The organism is Gammaproteobacteria bacterium, from assembly GCA_035279405.1.
Lineage (GTDB): Bacteria > Pseudomonadota > Gammaproteobacteria > Natronospirales > REEB76 > REEB76.
The window spans coordinates 487,639-500,914 of record DATEHU010000026.1 but is presented as its reverse complement, the minus strand read 5'-3'; the positions used below and the strand labels follow the sequence as shown (position 1 = coordinate 500,914).

The window sequence follows — 13,276 nt, the reverse complement described above, 5'->3', positions numbered from 1 at the left end:
GAACGATGCGCGGATTGCAAGCCGGTGTGGTGACCCTGTTCGCGATCTGCGTTTGCGGCGCAACGCTCGCGGCCGCGCCTGGCGCCACGCCGCTGGACGTACGCAATGTCATCAGCGTGTCGGAATTCCATCAGACCGGCCTCGACATACTTTCACCTGACGAACTTCAGGCCTTCAACCGCTGGTTGAGCGCGACGCTGAAATCAAACGTCCTACTTGAACCTGCCTCGGTGAGTGCAACGTCCCTGGATGTGCGCGATCTGATGTCAGTCACCGAGTATCACCGCACCGGCATTGACAAGTTTTCGCCTGTGCAGCTCAAGGCCTTGAATGCCTGGCTGCAGGCCTATGTGCGGGAGCGCGCGCAGACGCCCTCCGCGGGCGTGGCGCCGCCATCCCTATCTTCGTCGAGTGCACCAGCCGGCGTTTCCCCTGCGGCTGGTTTCGGTGCAGACACCATGGCGCCTAGGGAAAACCCGGCGATGCCGGAGCGCATCGAGACGCGCATTGCGGGCCGGTTCACCGGCTGGACCGGAGCTACGGTGTTCAAGCTGGAAAACGGTCAGGTGTGGAAACAGGCCGCTACCGGTTATTTCACCAATATTGAACTCGATAATCCGCAGGTGATCATCAAGAAACTGGGATTCGGGTATCTGCTGACGCTGCCCGGCCACGGCGCCACGGTGTTCGTGCGGCGCATCAAATAAGGATCAGGCATTTGCAGCCAGCGCACGAGAATCTGCTCGCCGATCTGCGTCTGAGCTTGCGCCCCGGAAAGCGGCAGGATGCCGACAGTTTGCGCACCTTGGTGGGCGGTATTCTGCAAAGCTACGGCTTGCCGGACAGCGTGGCAGGGGACGGCGATCTCGATGATGTCGCAGCCTGGTATGGAAACCGCCACGGCGTGTTTGAGGTGCTGGTAGACAGCAGCGGTGCGCTCGTGGGCTGTTGCGGTGTTTATGGGCGCAGCCAAACGGTATGCGAGCTGCGGCGCCTGTACCTCGCCTACAAAGTGCGGCATCGTGGCCTCGGCCGCGTGCTCTTGCACCGGGTGGTGGACTGGGCTAGGGCGCGGGGCTTTGAAACCATGGAATTGTTCACTGCACCGGTACTCAAAGAGGCGGTGCAACTCTACGAGCGCTTCGGCTTTGCGCGTCAGCTGCACACCGCCGCCGGCCCTGCTGCCTGTGACTTGCATTTCAGTCTGCGGCTGCGGAACTCCGGCAGATAATCAGTACGGCGTCTGCGCCGGGGGAGCAGGACTGCGGCTCGCGCCGGTTTGTGCCTGGATGGCGCGGTCGAGCGCCTGTTTCTGCGCATTCACGGTGGTCTGCACCTGTTTGGCCCTGTTGACATCATTTATGTAGGGCGCGAACACGGTGTGGCTCACCGGTGGCGGAGCCTCCTGTGTCGTTTGCGTGCCGGTGCGCTGCGACGGGTGATCCGGCCCGCAAGCACAAAGATACAGCGCGAGCGCGCTCATCAATATCCCGCATGCCAGTGATTTCATGACGGTTCTCCTTTGCCGAAGCTTTCAGTCTGGTAGCGAGAAAAGCGCAGTGTCGGTGACCAATGCGCTGCGCCCAGCCCGGCCTTGCACATGAGTTGCGCATAGAATTCCCGGGGATCGGAAAGGCTGGCCCAGACCGCGGGTAAAAACGTGGCCCGGCGTTCGCCTTCCTGGACGATCACGCCATCGGTTCCGGGTCGCAACGCTTGCAGCAGCTCATCGCGATTGCGTGCCGCGACCGGCTCGGTGCCGGAGAGCACCGAGATTTCGATATGCAGGTCCTCGAACTCCGCAGCCAGCAATGGCGGGAAGCGCGGATCGTGACAGGCGGCCAGCTGTGCATTCTGCATGACGTCTGCGAGCAGTTCCTGTTTGGCATCGAGATTGCCGATGCAACCGCGTAACGTGCCGCGGCGCTTCAGCGTTACAAAGCTAGCGCGCACGGCGCGCAATACCGGATCGCCGTTTTGGTGGCTGAACGCCGCGGGCTGGTCATCCAGGCTCTGCCGGATGCTGTGACGCGCTGCATCCAGCAGCGTGATGCGTGTCAGCGCGCTAAGCGGCATGCAGGGCCCAGGCACCGTAACCCACCACGCGCTGCCGGTCGCCGGCGGTATCGCCGGAATTGCGCAGATCCAGACGTTCAATGCGCAAGCGGCGGGTCTGCGCGACGCTCAACAGCCCGTTGATCGGAAAGGCGCCGCAGGCTTGCGCGTCGGGAATGGGAAATTGGCGGGCTTCGATGCGCCGCGCCGTATCCGCGTCGAGACGCTGCGCGGTTATGTAATCGTGATAGTGACTGAGATCCGAGCTGATGACGATGAGCGTTTCCTCGTCACCCCAGAGCGCGTCCAGCACCGCGGCTATTTCGCTGGTTTGCGCCCAGCCGACGACCAAGGGCACGAGTGTGAAGTTTTCCAGCAGGGTTTGCAGAAACGGGAGGTGCACTTCGAGGCTGTGTTCCTGCGCATGGGCGGCGGCGGAACGCGTCACTTGCGGCAGTCCTGCGACCCGCGCGATTGCCTCCGCGTCGAGCTCGATATCGCCCAGCGGGGTGCGGAAGATGTCGGCGGCGGGCAGAGCCAGGCCGCGCAGAGGCACGCGGTGCGCGGGTCCCAGCAATACGACGCGATGCATTGTGGATTTGTGCGACGCCAGGCGGCTATAGGCGCGCGCGGCGACCGGGCCTGAATAGACATAGCCGGCATGTGGCGCGATCAGCGCCTTGGGCGGCGCGCCGGGCGCCGGATTCTCAGCCAGCATTTGTTCGAGCTGCGCGCGCAGTGCCCCCGCATCACCCGGATAGAACAGGCCGGCAACCGCAGGCGCGCGCACATCGTGGGCCGTCATATACTTAATGGTAGTACGGAAACGCCGCCATGCACGCCCCGTTGCAAACCGTTGTCGCCACACGTTACTGGCATCGTCTTGAGGATGGCAGGATCCAGTGCGATGTGTGTCCGCGCGCCTGCAAGCTGAATGAAGGCCAGCGCGGGCTGTGTTTTGTACGCGGCCGCGAACACGACCAGATCAAGCTGTTCAGCTACGGGCGCTCCAGCGGCTTCTGTGTGGATCCGGTGGAAAAGAAACCGCTCAATCATTTCCTGCCCGGCACCGCGGTGTTGTCCTTCGGGACTGCCGGCTGCAACCTGGCCTGCAAGTTCTGCCAGAACTGGGACATGTCCAAGTCGCGGGAAATGGACACGCTGGCCGATGCGGCCGGACCCGAGGCGCTGGCCACAGCGGCGAAGACCCTGGGCTGTGCAAGTCTGGCGTTCACCTACAACGATCCGGTGATCTTCATGGAATTCGCCATGGATGCGGCGGATGCGGGGCATGCGCTGGGGATCAAGTCCATCGCGGTGACCGCGGGCTACATGTGTCCCGAACCGCGCATGGAATTCTACCGCCACATGGACGCCGCCAACGTGGACCTCAAGGGCTTCACCGAGGAGTTCTACTGGAAAACCTGCGGCGGCCACCTGCAGCCGGTGCTCGATACGCTGCGCTATCTCAAGCATGAAACCTCGGTATGGTTCGAGATCACCACGCTGCTGATTCCCGGCCTGAATGATTCCGATGCAGAGATCGAAAACGAAACGCAATGGGTCATGCAAAATCTTGGTCCGGATGTGCCGCTGCATTTCACCGCGTTTCATCCCGACTACAAGCTGCGGGACCGGCCGCCCACGCCCCCCGAGACGCTGGTGCGCGCGCGCAGCATCGCGCTCAGGAACGGCTTGCACTATTGCTACACCGGCAACGTGCACGATCGCATCGGCGGCAGCACCTGGTGTCCGGGTTGTGGCGCCCTGGTTATTGAGCGTGACTGGTACGCATTGGGGGCATGGAACCTGAACGCCAGCGGAAATTGTCTGAGTTGCGGCACGCCGATACCGGGGTCAATCGGCGCCAAACCGGGCCATTGGGGGCGACGGCGCATGCCGGTGCGGGTCGCGCTTATACCACAGGCGTAATTGCGGATTTGCCGGTTGCGGCCGCGCCACAAATGCTGTTATATATTCGCCTGCCTGCTCGGCGATAACTGTCGCGTGTGCGCACAACAAGGGCCGGGATTCGCATGCATATCGAAAGCGAGAAGTTTTTCCACATTCACAAACACAACTCGCCCAAGTGGGTGGAGGGGGCGGTGTTCACCTTCGGGGAGGAACCCAACAATTCCTGGCGTGCGTTCGAAGTGGCGCGGCGCGGCATCACCAATCCCGAAACCAACGAGGTTTTCACCGTGGATCGGGTGGCCTTCCGCGCCTTGCATGTGTACCGCAAGCAGGGCAAGAAAGACCCGCTCCTCGAGTTCTACCATTTCAACCCGGTGATGACGCTGGCCGAGACGCTCGACAGCCTGTTCCTGTCCACGCGCATGGTGCGCGAGCTGGTGCTGGAGGAAGTGCGCCGCCAGATGTACCCGGACCTGCCGTCACGCACCAGCTGCATCTGGCTGATTCCCGATGATGCACGCTCGGTGCGCTTCTGGCTGGAGAACATGCGCGGCGATCACAAGAAGGTGTTTCGCGTGCGCGCCACGGGTGAAATGCATCGTGCCCCGCAGCAGATGGTCATGGGCGATACGATTTCCCTGGTGGAATGGCACAAGCGCGCGCTCGAATACTGGAACGGCGTGGTCACCGAATCCTATGACGACGAGATCTCCTGCAACGGCGAGATCGAGATTCTCGAGGAAGTGCCGATCGACAATTTCTGATCAGCGCGCACGGAACATGCGCGGCAACAGGACCCATGCCCGCTTGAAACCCGTCAGGCGCTCACGCCAGCGGCGCGCATGCAGTCCGAACAGGATGCCCTTGAGACCCGTGTAGATCTGCTGGCTGTACGGCATCCAGTAAGGCTGATGGCGCATGAGTCTCAGCCAATCGTTCACGATCACCCTGGGGGCGGTGACCGCTTCAAACGCAAACTGCCCGTGGCCGCGGCTGCTGCCGGAGTCCTTGAATCCGCCCCAGGGTGTCTCGGTCTGTCCGTGTGAAAGCAAATGGTCATTCACCATGATCGCGCCGGTCTGGATTTGCCGCGCCAGGCCTTCGGCCTTGCTCAGGTCCCGTGACCACACCGAGGCCATGAGCCCGTAGTTTGAATCGTTCGCGAGCTCTACCGCTTGTGCGTCGCTGCCGACCGGCATGACACCCAGCACCGGTCCGAAGGTTTCCTCGCGCATCACCGCCATGCCGTGGCTCACGTCGCTGAGCACTGTGGGAGGCACAAAGTGTGCGTTGTCATTTGCGGGCGGTGCGCCTCGGGCGGCCACCCGCGCGCCCTGCTGGGCTGCATCTTTCAACTGGTGTCGCACGGTCTCAATCTGGCGCTCGGTGCACAGCGCGCCGACATCCACGTTGAAATCCGTGTCCTGACCGGTGCGCAACTGCACTACTTTCTGCGCCAGCAGCGCCATGAACGGGGCGTACACTTGCTGGTGCACATAGATGCGCTCGACGCCGGCACAGGACTGGCCGGCATTCGAGAGCCCGGCCCACACCGCGCCCGCCGCGGCACGTTCCAGGTCCGCATCCGCGCATACGATCATGGCGTCCTTGCCGCCCAGTTCCAGCGATACCGGTACCAGTGTACGTGCCGCCTTTTCCGCCAGCAGCTTGCCGACGCGCACCGAGCCGGTGAAAAACAGTTTGTTGACGCCGCCGGCTTCCAGCCACAAATCGCCGCACACCGAACCGTCGATGTGCACGTGCTGGAAGACGCCTTGGGGCACACCTGCCAGGCGCAGGAGGTCCGCAATTTTGAAACCCACGGGCAGGGTTTCGGGCGCCGTCTTGAATACCACGGTATTGCCCGCGAGCAGCGCCGGAATGATTTCGTGCATGGGAATGCCGAGCGGGTAATTCCAGGGTGCGATGATGCCCACCACGCCCCAAGGCACGCGATAGACCGTGCTGCGCTTGCTGAAGTACAGCAGCGAACCGTTTTTCAGACGTCGCGGCCGCAGGTATTGGTGGGCGTGGCGTTCATACCAGCGACTGCCTGCCACGGCGGGCATGATTTCCGTGGCCAATGCTTCCACGCGTGTCTTGCCCACACAATCGGTAATCAGTTGCGCGACCTCGTCGGTTTGATCGAGCAGTGCCTGCCGAAAGCCCGCGATGCGCGCGCGGCGTTCTGCAAGCGGCCGCGCGGCCCAATCCGGCTGCACGGCGTGCGCCGTGCGCAACGCGGCACGCACATCGTCGCTGCTTTGCCAGGGAAAGTGGCCGAGAAATGCGCCGCTGGCGGGAGCGTGCAGCGTAACGCCGGAAGCGGCGGATTCGGCGGGAGCGCTCATGTCAGTTCCGTGGACGGGTTCAGAACACGAACTGCGTGGTCTGCAGCAACACGTCGAAGGCCAGGATGGCGCGCTCGCCGTCACCCTTGAAGGGATACACGTAGTGGATGTAGTAGGGCGGGAAAATGATCAGGTCGCCGGCCCTGGGCTGCAGGCGGCGCGTCAGGCTCACGCCATGATGATGCGCAACGGGATGCGGATTGAGAAACTCGAGACAGCCCTCGGGGGCGGGTTTCTCCGGCACGTGCAGGTAATACACGCCGCTCGCCAGATTGCCGACCGAAGGGTGCATGTGTGGAGCTTGCCAGTCGCCGGCCGCAAGTATATTGGCCCAGGACACCAGCCGCGTGCGGCTCGTGTCCACCTTGTTGTCGTAGGCCTTGGCGAGATAGCGCGCCACACCCGGCTGCACGACTTCATCACGCAGCCGGCTCACTGCCGGTTCCGGCCGGTTCAGGAACATCATTTTCCTGGAAGTCTGGTAGCCGCCGTACGTGGTGATGTTCCCTGACAGTGCTTCGTTCTCCTGTTTGTCGTTGGCGTGCTGGTCGCGCAGCCGGCAGATGATGTCGAAGGTTTCGCGATTCAGGCCGTCGAGGCCGGCATGATGGCTCACCATTACGCAGATGGGAAAATGGTCCTCGAATTGTGTGTCGTGCGGTACCAGCATGGCGCAGCCTACCTGGGTTCGCCGGCGAGGTACAGCCAGGTTTCCACCACCGTGTCCGGATTGAGCGACAGGCTCTCGATGCCCTGCTCGAGCAACCAGCGCGCCAGATCCGGATGGTCCGAGGGACCCTGGCCACAAATGCCGATGTACTTCTTGTGCTTGCGGCACGCCTGGATGGCGAGCGACAGCATGGCCTTCACCGCCGCGTTGCGCTCGTCGAACAGATGGGCCACCACGCCCGAGTCGCGGTCCAGTCCCAGGGTCAATTGCGTGAGATCGTTGGAGCCGATGGAGAATCCGTCGAAATATTCCAGGAACTGTTCGGCCAACACGGCATTCGAGGGCAACTCGCACATCATGATGAGCTTGAGGCCGTGCGTGCCGCGTTGCAGGCCGTTGTGCTCGAGTATTTCCAGTACCTGCCTGGCCTCGTCGAGCGTGCGCACGAACGGGATCATCACCTGCACGTTGTCGAGACCCATGTCATCGCGCACGCGCCGCAGGGCGCGGCATTCCAGCTCGAAGCAGTCGCGGAAGCTCGGGGCTACGTAGCGCGCGGCGCCGCGGAATCCCAACATCGGGTTTTCTTCGTGCGGTTCGTACTGGCGGCCGCCGATCAGGTTGGCGTATTCGTTGGATTTGAAGTCCGAGGTGCGCACGATCACCGGCTGCGGTGCGAAGGCCGCGGCGATGGTGGCGATGCCCTCGGCGAGTCGTTCCACGTAGAAGCTCACCGGGTCTTTGTAGCCGGCCATGCGCTCTTGAATCTGCTGCTGGATGTCGGACGGCTGCGCCGCGAAATTGAGCAGGGCTTTCGGGTGCACGCCAATCATGCGGTTGATGATGAATTCGAGTCTCGCCAGGCCCACGCCTTGATTGGGCAGCATGGCAAAGTCAAATGCACGCTCCGGGGTGCCCACGTTCATCATGATCTTGAGCGGCGCCCTGGGCATGTTGTCGAGACTGATCTCGCGGCGTTCGAATGCTAGCTGGCCGGCGTAGACGTGTCCGGTATCGCCCTCGGCGCAGGATACAGTGACCGCCTGGCCATCCTTGATCGTGCGCGTGGCGTCTCCGCAGCCCACCACCGCCGGGATGCCGAGTTCGCGCGCGATGATGGCGGCGTGGCAAGTGCGACCGCCGCGATTGGTAACGATGGCCGCGGCGCGCTTCATGATGGGTTCCCAGTCCGGGTCGGTCATGTCGGTGACCAGCACGTCACCTTTCGCGATGCGCTGCATCTCGCCGATGTCGCGGATGATTTTGGCGGTGCCGGCGCCGATTTTCTGGCCGATGCTGCGGCCCTCGGCCAGTACCGGACCGCGCTGCTTGAGCGCATAGCGTTCGAGCTTTTGCCCGGCACGGCTTTTCACGGTTTCCGGGCGTGCCTGCAGAATGTAAATGCGGCCGTCGGCGCCGTCCTTGGCCCATTCGATGTCCATCGGCCGTTGATAGTGCTTCTCGATGATCAACGCCTGCTTCGCGAGCTCGATCACCTCGGCGTCGCTCAGGGAAAAGCGCGCACGCGCCTCGGCGTGCACGTCTATGGTGCGCACGGACTTGCCGCCGCCATTGCCATCCGCATAGATCATCATGCTCGCCTTGGTGCCGAGGTTGCGCCGCACGATGGGATACTTGCCGGCCTCCAGCGCCGGCTTGTACACGTAGAACTCGTCGGGATTGACCGCGCCCTGCACTATGGTTTCGCCGAGTCCGTAGGCGGCGGTGATGAATACCACGCGGTCGAAACCGGATTCGGTATCCAGCGTGAACATGACACCGGAGGCGCCGAGATCGCTGCGCACCATGCGCTGGATTCCGGCGGACAGCGCCACCTGCCCGTGGTCGTAGCCGTGGTGTGCGCGGTAGGCGATGGCGCGGTCGTTGAACAGCGAGGCGAATACGTCCTTGAGCGCGCTCAGCACCTCGCCGATGCCGCGCACGTTCAGGAAAGTTTCCTGCTGGCCGGCAAACGAGGCATCCGGCAGATCTTCGGCGGTGGCCGACGAGCGCACCGCCACCGAGATTTCCTTGCGTGACTGTTGCAGCAGCTCGGCATAGGAACTACGTACGGATTTCTCCAGTGCCGCCGGCAGTGGCGCGTCGTGCAACCAGCGCCGGATGCGGGCGCCGGTGTCCGCGAGCGCCGCGACATCATCCACATCGAGGTGCGCGAGTTCCCGGTTCACGCGTGCGGCAAGATTGTCGTGCCCGAGAAATTCCCGGTATGCGTCGGCCGTGGTCGCGAAGCCTCCGGGCACCGAGATGCCGAGCTTGGTCAAGTGGCTGAGCATTTCGCCCAGGGAGGCATTCTTGCCGCCGACGACGGCGAGGTCGTGCATCCCCAGGTCTTCGAAGCGGATGGTGTAGGGCTGATCCATGTGCCGGACTCGGCTCACTCGACGGAATGTGGGTTACGGGCAGCTATAATGGCATTCAATTTCTGATCGTGGCGCAATGCAGAACACCAGAATCCATGCCAACGCCGCAGGAAAAACCACGCACGGTATTTTTTGTTTCCGACCGCACCGGCATTACCGCCGAGGCCCTCGGGCGCAGTCTCATGAGTCAGTTTGACGGGGCGGCATTCCGCCAAGTCACTTTGCCATTTATCGCCGACATTGACAAGGCAAACGACGCGGTTGCGCGCATCAATGCGGCGGCGGCATCCGATGGCGCCCAACCGCTGGTGTTCAGCACCATCGTAGATGATACGGTGCGCGGCATCATTCAGCACAGCCACGCGCTGTACCTCGATTTCTTCGCCACCTTCATCGGCCCGCTGGAAAGCGAACTGGGCATGAAGTCCTCACATGCCGCGGGGCGGGCGCATGCCTCTGCGGACAACGCGGCCTACATCCAGCGCATCGAAGCGGTGAATTTCGCGCTCGCCAATGACGACGGCGTGAGCACCCGCTTCTATTCCAAGGCGGACGTGATTCTGGCGGGCGTGTCACGCTCGGGCAAGACGCCGACCTGCCTGTACCTGGCGTTGCAATACGGCGTGTTTGCCGCGAATTATCCGCTCACCGAGGACGATCTCAGGCACGGCCGGCTGCCGGAAGCGCTGCTGCCGTATTGCCGCAAGCTGTTTGGCCTGACCATTGATCCCCAACGCCTGCAGCAGATTCGCCATCACCGTCGCCCGGACAGCAACTATTCCTCCTCCGATCAGGTGCGCTACGAAGTGCGCAAGGCCGAAGACATCTTCCGCGCTGCCGGCGTGCCGTGCATGAACACCACGCTGCCGTCGATCGAGGAGATTGCCACCACCATTCTGCATCAGACCGGCATCAAGCGGCGGTTCTGATTCAACACATATGCGGCGTACGCGCGCGGACCGCGGCGGCCGCGGCGCCTGAAGCATGACGCGCCTATGCTATATTTCAGCCATGCTTATCGAAACCGCTGGCCCGAGAATCCGCTTGGTGCAACCGCGCAGCTTTGCGGGGTTGATGAGCTTGTATGCGGCTAATCATGCGCGCCTGCGGCAGCTGCTGGGCGACTTGCATGCGCTACCGTCCACGTTGGTATCCAACAGCCCCACAGACCTGAAAATTTATCTCAAGGTAGGCACGCGCAGCCGTTACACCACGAGCGTGCGCATGACCTACTGGCTGAACGTGAACGGTGGCTGGTGTCGCACTCCCGATCTGGAGCTGCGCATTTACCACGATGCCAGGCTGGTCGAGGCATTGAACTGTCATGCTCAACCGTCTGCGGCGGGTGCGGACAGAAATGCGGCCGCTCCGCGGTCGGAGCTGCTGCGGCGCTGGAATCTGAACATGCTGCTGCACAAGTGGCTGGAGCATTGTCTGGATCACAGGCATTGTTTCGCCATGTCACAGGCACAGCTTGCAGGTGTGGCGTGATGCTCAACGGGCCGGCGGGGGCGGGATGGGGCATGGTAGGAGTGCCCGGGCCAGTACTTCGATTGCGCATGCACGGGTGAACGGCGGTGCACATCACGCCTGTTAACAAGACCGATCATCACGGTTCGTAAACCAGCGGACTCAACAGCCGGGATGCGCATGGCGTTGGCCTTCAAGAACCTCATTCCGGGAATGCGTAAACCGGACGCCGTGGCCGAGCCCGACGCGGCTGCGACGCAGCAAATCAAGCTGGTGGAATTATTCGAGAACCGCAATCTCATCAAGCGGGAACTCGCGCAGGTCACGGCCGAGCGCGATGCGTTCAAAGCGGAGGTCGAGACCTTGCGCCGGGGGTACCTCGATTCGCAGCGCCAGCTCGGCAGTCTGGAACAGGTGCTGGGGGATGCGGAACGCGGCCAGGGCGCCGTCGTGTACTACCGCCTGCGTGCGGTCTGGGAAACCTGCCGGCGGCAGTTGCACCTGCTGGCGAACGAACTCGCCGGCAAGTTCGAAAAGGCCGAGCGCGGTCACATTCAGGAAGATCACGGCCGCAACCGCAGCCGGCGGGAGCAGGAGCTTACCCGGCAGCGTGGCCAGCTCGAGCATGAACGGCGCGACCTGTCCATTCAACTTGAAGAGCTGCAGCAGCAACTTGCAGCAGCAAAGGGATTGTGGAACAGGCACAAGCGCAACCAGCTGCAATTGGAGATTGACAAGCTGGCGCGCCAATTCAAGTCGGTCGATACCGGCAAACTGGAACTGCAGGCGGCCATGGGAACCCTGCAAGATCAAAACGCGCCGGCTTGGCCGGGCCTGAGTATCGCATCCCGACGCAGCGTGAATCTGTGGCTGCTCGCCTTGGCGCAGTATCTGTATCTGCAGTTGACCGAATACGGTATCGCCGAAAAGGCGCGCAGCGCCGGCACGCAGGCCATCACCGATGTGAATTTCGGTCTGCCGAGCGACTGCCTGACGATCGGCAACCATATTTACGAGGTCGTGGTGAAGCTGCGCAACGACAAGCAGCGCCCCGAAACGCTGCGCAGGCGCGCCGAATATCTGCGCACGACCGCAACCTATGCGTCGGATCGGGATACCGTGCCGGAGGAATCCTGCCTGCAATACATCGCGCAGGCTGCGCCGAAAGCCCCGGGTGTCAAATCCGCTGGCGTGGCCATGAACGTGCTGCGCATGAATTATTGGGATATCCAGAACATCCTGCTCATGCCCGCCGCATCCGCAACCGGCAGCGAACCGGTTGCCTCCAGGAAAGCGCCGCCGACAGGCTCAGGCTGAGCCGCAGCGTGTTGCGGGCGCCGGGCGCGTGATGGCTGGCGGTTCATGACCCCGGCAAAAGTTGACTCCGGCAGGCCATAAGTTCAGATTAATGCGCACTTGAACTCGGCGGTCATTGCGCATACGGACCGGGGGACCACCGAGGCAAAGTCCATTTTTCAACATCAGTACGCGGAGGCAATAGTCATGCGGAAGTTCACTTTGCGCTGGGTGGCGGTCTGCGGCGCCCTGGGTGCGTTGCTGTTGGTGTACGGCTGTTCATCCTCGTCCTCAAAATCCTATACCTTGCTGGCCAAACTGCCGCAGATGTCGCAGCAGCAGCGCATCGTCATGGCGGCCATTGATGTCACCGGTTCGACCTGCACCATCAGCATCCTGACCGCGGACTCGGGTACGCTTTGGTCACCGGACTGCAGTGTGAATCAGGACAGCGTCACCCACAAGAGTTTCACGATTGGCGGCCAGCAGGTGGACATGGAGGGCGCAAATGGCAGTTTCACAGCCAAAAGCGCGTTGACCCTGCCGTTACCGGCAACCACGGCTGCACCCGCTGCGACCGCGACACCCGCGGCCGCCTCGCAGGGCGCCGGCAAGGCCGCCATCAAGAACAAGGCGGTCGCAAGCGCGAGCGCGCCGGGCGCAGCCAGCGCGACACCCGCCGCACCGGCTACCGGTCAGCCTTTCCCGGATCAATGGGGGCAGGCTCTCTATCCGGGTCAGTGGAAGCTCGCGGCCCAGAACCTCGGGTATCTGGTGGCGAGCGCCAACATCGGCATAAACGGCAGCGCGTGCGAATTGCATGTGGTGTTCAAGGTGCGCTATCCGCCCTACAACCTGCAATGCGTTGTGACTACAGATCCACAGGGAAACTTCACACTGATATTCAATCCCTTCATCGTGGCGAAGCAGGCCTTGAGCCCGACCAACCAGATAGTCTTGGCATCGGAAGGTCAGAGTATCTCCGGCCTGGTTTGGGATTCACACGGGTTCGACGCGTGGAATCCGGCGGTACCGCCTTCCTGGCGAACCGCGAAGACCAAATAAGGGTGACCCCGCGCGATGGTTGCCACCGGCACGCTGCATAGCGGGGGGCCATGAAGGAGTTCCGGCCGGGCGGG

Annotated in this window: 14 protein-coding genes; 8 read left to right on the top strand and 6 right to left on the bottom strand. The window is 62.6% G+C overall.

Annotated features, from left to right (window positions below):
- The first annotated feature begins 5 nt into the window (after nucleotides 1–5).
- Nucleotides 6–707, top strand: a complete 702-nt coding sequence (locus VJR90_05965) for a hypothetical protein (protein HKV97018.1) — start codon at nucleotides 6–8, stop codon at nucleotides 705–707.
- A gap of 11 nt (nucleotides 708–718) precedes the next feature.
- Nucleotides 719–1,231 (top strand): GNAT family N-acetyltransferase, encoded by a 513-nt coding sequence (locus tag VJR90_05960; protein HKV97017.1) that lies wholly within the window; start codon nucleotides 719–721, stop codon nucleotides 1,229–1,231.
- Here the strand turns inward: VJR90_05960 and VJR90_05955 are convergent, their stop codons facing one another.
- Genes VJR90_05955 through amrB form a run of 3 tightly spaced genes read right to left on the bottom strand, consistent with a single transcriptional unit; the run spans nucleotide 1,232 to nucleotide 2,860 of the window.
- Nucleotides 1,232–1,510 carry a hypothetical protein gene (locus tag VJR90_05955; protein HKV97016.1) on the bottom strand — a complete coding sequence of 93 codons (279 nt, stop codon included), beginning with the start codon at nucleotides 1,508–1,510 and terminating at the stop codon, nucleotides 1,232–1,234.
- Nucleotides 1,507–2,076 (bottom strand): AmmeMemoRadiSam system protein A, encoded by a 570-nt coding sequence (gene amrA, locus VJR90_05950; GenBank protein HKV97015.1) that lies wholly within the window; start codon nucleotides 2,074–2,076, stop codon nucleotides 1,507–1,509. Before amrA ends, VJR90_05955 begins: the two co-directional genes overlap by 4 nt.
- Nucleotides 2,066–2,860, bottom strand: a complete 795-nt coding sequence (gene amrB, locus VJR90_05945; protein HKV97014.1) for an AmmeMemoRadiSam system protein B — start codon at nucleotides 2,858–2,860, stop codon at nucleotides 2,066–2,068. The genes amrA and amrB overlap by 11 nt, the downstream gene beginning before the upstream one ends.
- A gap of 29 nt (nucleotides 2,861–2,889) precedes the next feature.
- Between amrB and amrS the strand changes: the two genes are divergently transcribed.
- On the top strand, nucleotides 2,890–3,987 hold the full coding sequence (amrS, locus tag VJR90_05940) for an AmmeMemoRadiSam system radical SAM enzyme (GenBank protein HKV97013.1): 1,098 nt from the start codon (nucleotides 2,890–2,892) through the stop codon (nucleotides 3,985–3,987).
- Nucleotides 3,988–4,091: 104 nt separating this feature from the next.
- Nucleotides 4,092–4,733: a DUF2441 domain-containing protein gene (locus tag VJR90_05935; GenBank protein HKV97012.1), complete on the top strand. Its 642-nt coding sequence runs from the start codon at nucleotides 4,092–4,094 to the stop codon at nucleotides 4,731–4,733.
- Here the strand turns inward: VJR90_05935 and VJR90_05930 are convergent, their stop codons facing one another.
- From VJR90_05930 to ppsA, 3 genes are read right to left on the bottom strand one after another with little or no spacing between them, the layout of a single operon-like run.
- Nucleotides 4,734–6,320: an aldehyde dehydrogenase family protein gene (locus VJR90_05930; GenBank protein HKV97011.1), complete on the bottom strand. Its 1,587-nt coding sequence runs from the start codon at nucleotides 6,318–6,320 to the stop codon at nucleotides 4,734–4,736.
- A gap of 19 nt (nucleotides 6,321–6,339) precedes the next feature.
- On the bottom strand, nucleotides 6,340–6,990 hold the full coding sequence (locus VJR90_05925) for a putative 2OG-Fe(II) oxygenase (protein ID HKV97010.1): 651 nt from the start codon (nucleotides 6,988–6,990) through the stop codon (nucleotides 6,340–6,342).
- An 8-nt stretch (nucleotides 6,991–6,998) separates the two neighbouring features.
- On the bottom strand, nucleotides 6,999–9,371 hold the full coding sequence (ppsA, locus tag VJR90_05920; GenBank protein HKV97009.1) for a phosphoenolpyruvate synthase: 2,373 nt from the start codon (nucleotides 9,369–9,371) through the stop codon (nucleotides 6,999–7,001).
- 95 nt (nucleotides 9,372–9,466) lie between these two features.
- Here ppsA and VJR90_05915 point away from each other — a divergent pair, with 95 nt between their 5' ends.
- The 4 genes from VJR90_05915 to VJR90_05900 all read left to right on the top strand — a co-directional run bounded on the left by VJR90_05915 (nucleotide 9,467) and on the right by VJR90_05900 (nucleotide 13,202).
- Complete coding sequence (locus VJR90_05915) at nucleotides 9,467–10,300, top strand: pyruvate, water dikinase regulatory protein (GenBank protein HKV97008.1); 834 nt, start codon at nucleotides 9,467–9,469, stop codon at nucleotides 10,298–10,300.
- A 55-nt stretch (nucleotides 10,301–10,355) separates the two neighbouring features.
- Nucleotides 10,356–10,862 carry a DUF1249 domain-containing protein gene (locus VJR90_05910; GenBank protein ID HKV97007.1) on the top strand — a complete coding sequence of 169 codons (507 nt, stop codon included), beginning with the start codon at nucleotides 10,356–10,358 and terminating at the stop codon, nucleotides 10,860–10,862.
- Between the two features lie 159 nt (nucleotides 10,863–11,021).
- Nucleotides 11,022–12,158 carry a hypothetical protein gene (locus VJR90_05905; protein HKV97006.1) on the top strand — a complete coding sequence of 379 codons (1,137 nt, stop codon included), beginning with the start codon at nucleotides 11,022–11,024 and terminating at the stop codon, nucleotides 12,156–12,158.
- A gap of 186 nt (nucleotides 12,159–12,344) precedes the next feature.
- A complete protein-coding gene (locus VJR90_05900) occupies nucleotides 12,345–13,202 on the top strand; it encodes a hypothetical protein (protein ID HKV97005.1) in 858 nt (285 codons plus the stop codon).
- The last annotated feature ends 74 nt before the right edge of the window (nucleotides 13,203–13,276 follow it).

Excerpts from the sequence above, each read along its gene's own strand:
- VJR90_05965 (HKV97018.1), top strand. The coding sequence starts at position 6 with ATGCGCGGATTGCAAGCCGGTGTGGTGACCCTGTTCGCGATCTGCGTT.
- VJR90_05955 (HKV97016.1), bottom strand. The coding sequence starts at position 1,510 with ATGAAATCACTGGCATGCGGGATATTGATGAGCGCGCTCGCGCTGTAT.
- amrA (HKV97015.1), bottom strand. The coding sequence starts at position 2,076 with ATGCCGCTTAGCGCGCTGACACGCATCACGCTGCTGGATGCAGCGCGT.
- amrB (HKV97014.1), bottom strand. The coding sequence starts at position 2,860 with ATGACGGCCCACGATGTGCGCGCGCCTGCGGTTGCCGGCCTGTTCTAT.
- amrS (HKV97013.1), top strand. The coding sequence starts at position 2,890 with ATGCACGCCCCGTTGCAAACCGTTGTCGCCACACGTTACTGGCATCGT.
- VJR90_05935 (HKV97012.1), top strand. The coding sequence starts at position 4,092 with ATGCATATCGAAAGCGAGAAGTTTTTCCACATTCACAAACACAACTCG.
- VJR90_05930 (HKV97011.1), bottom strand. The coding sequence starts at position 6,320 with ATGAGCGCTCCCGCCGAATCCGCCGCTTCCGGCGTTACGCTGCACGCT.
- VJR90_05925 (HKV97010.1), bottom strand. The coding sequence starts at position 6,990 with ATGCTGGTACCGCACGACACACAATTCGAGGACCATTTTCCCATCTGC.
- ppsA (HKV97009.1), bottom strand. The coding sequence starts at position 9,371 with ATGGATCAGCCCTACACCATCCGCTTCGAAGACCTGGGGATGCACGAC.
- VJR90_05915 (HKV97008.1), top strand. The coding sequence starts at position 9,467 with ATGCCAACGCCGCAGGAAAAACCACGCACGGTATTTTTTGTTTCCGAC.
- VJR90_05910 (HKV97007.1), top strand. The coding sequence starts at position 10,356 with ATGACGCGCCTATGCTATATTTCAGCCATGCTTATCGAAACCGCTGGC.
- VJR90_05905 (HKV97006.1), top strand. The coding sequence starts at position 11,022 with ATGGCGTTGGCCTTCAAGAACCTCATTCCGGGAATGCGTAAACCGGAC.
- VJR90_05900 (HKV97005.1), top strand. The coding sequence starts at position 12,345 with ATGCGGAAGTTCACTTTGCGCTGGGTGGCGGTCTGCGGCGCCCTGGGT.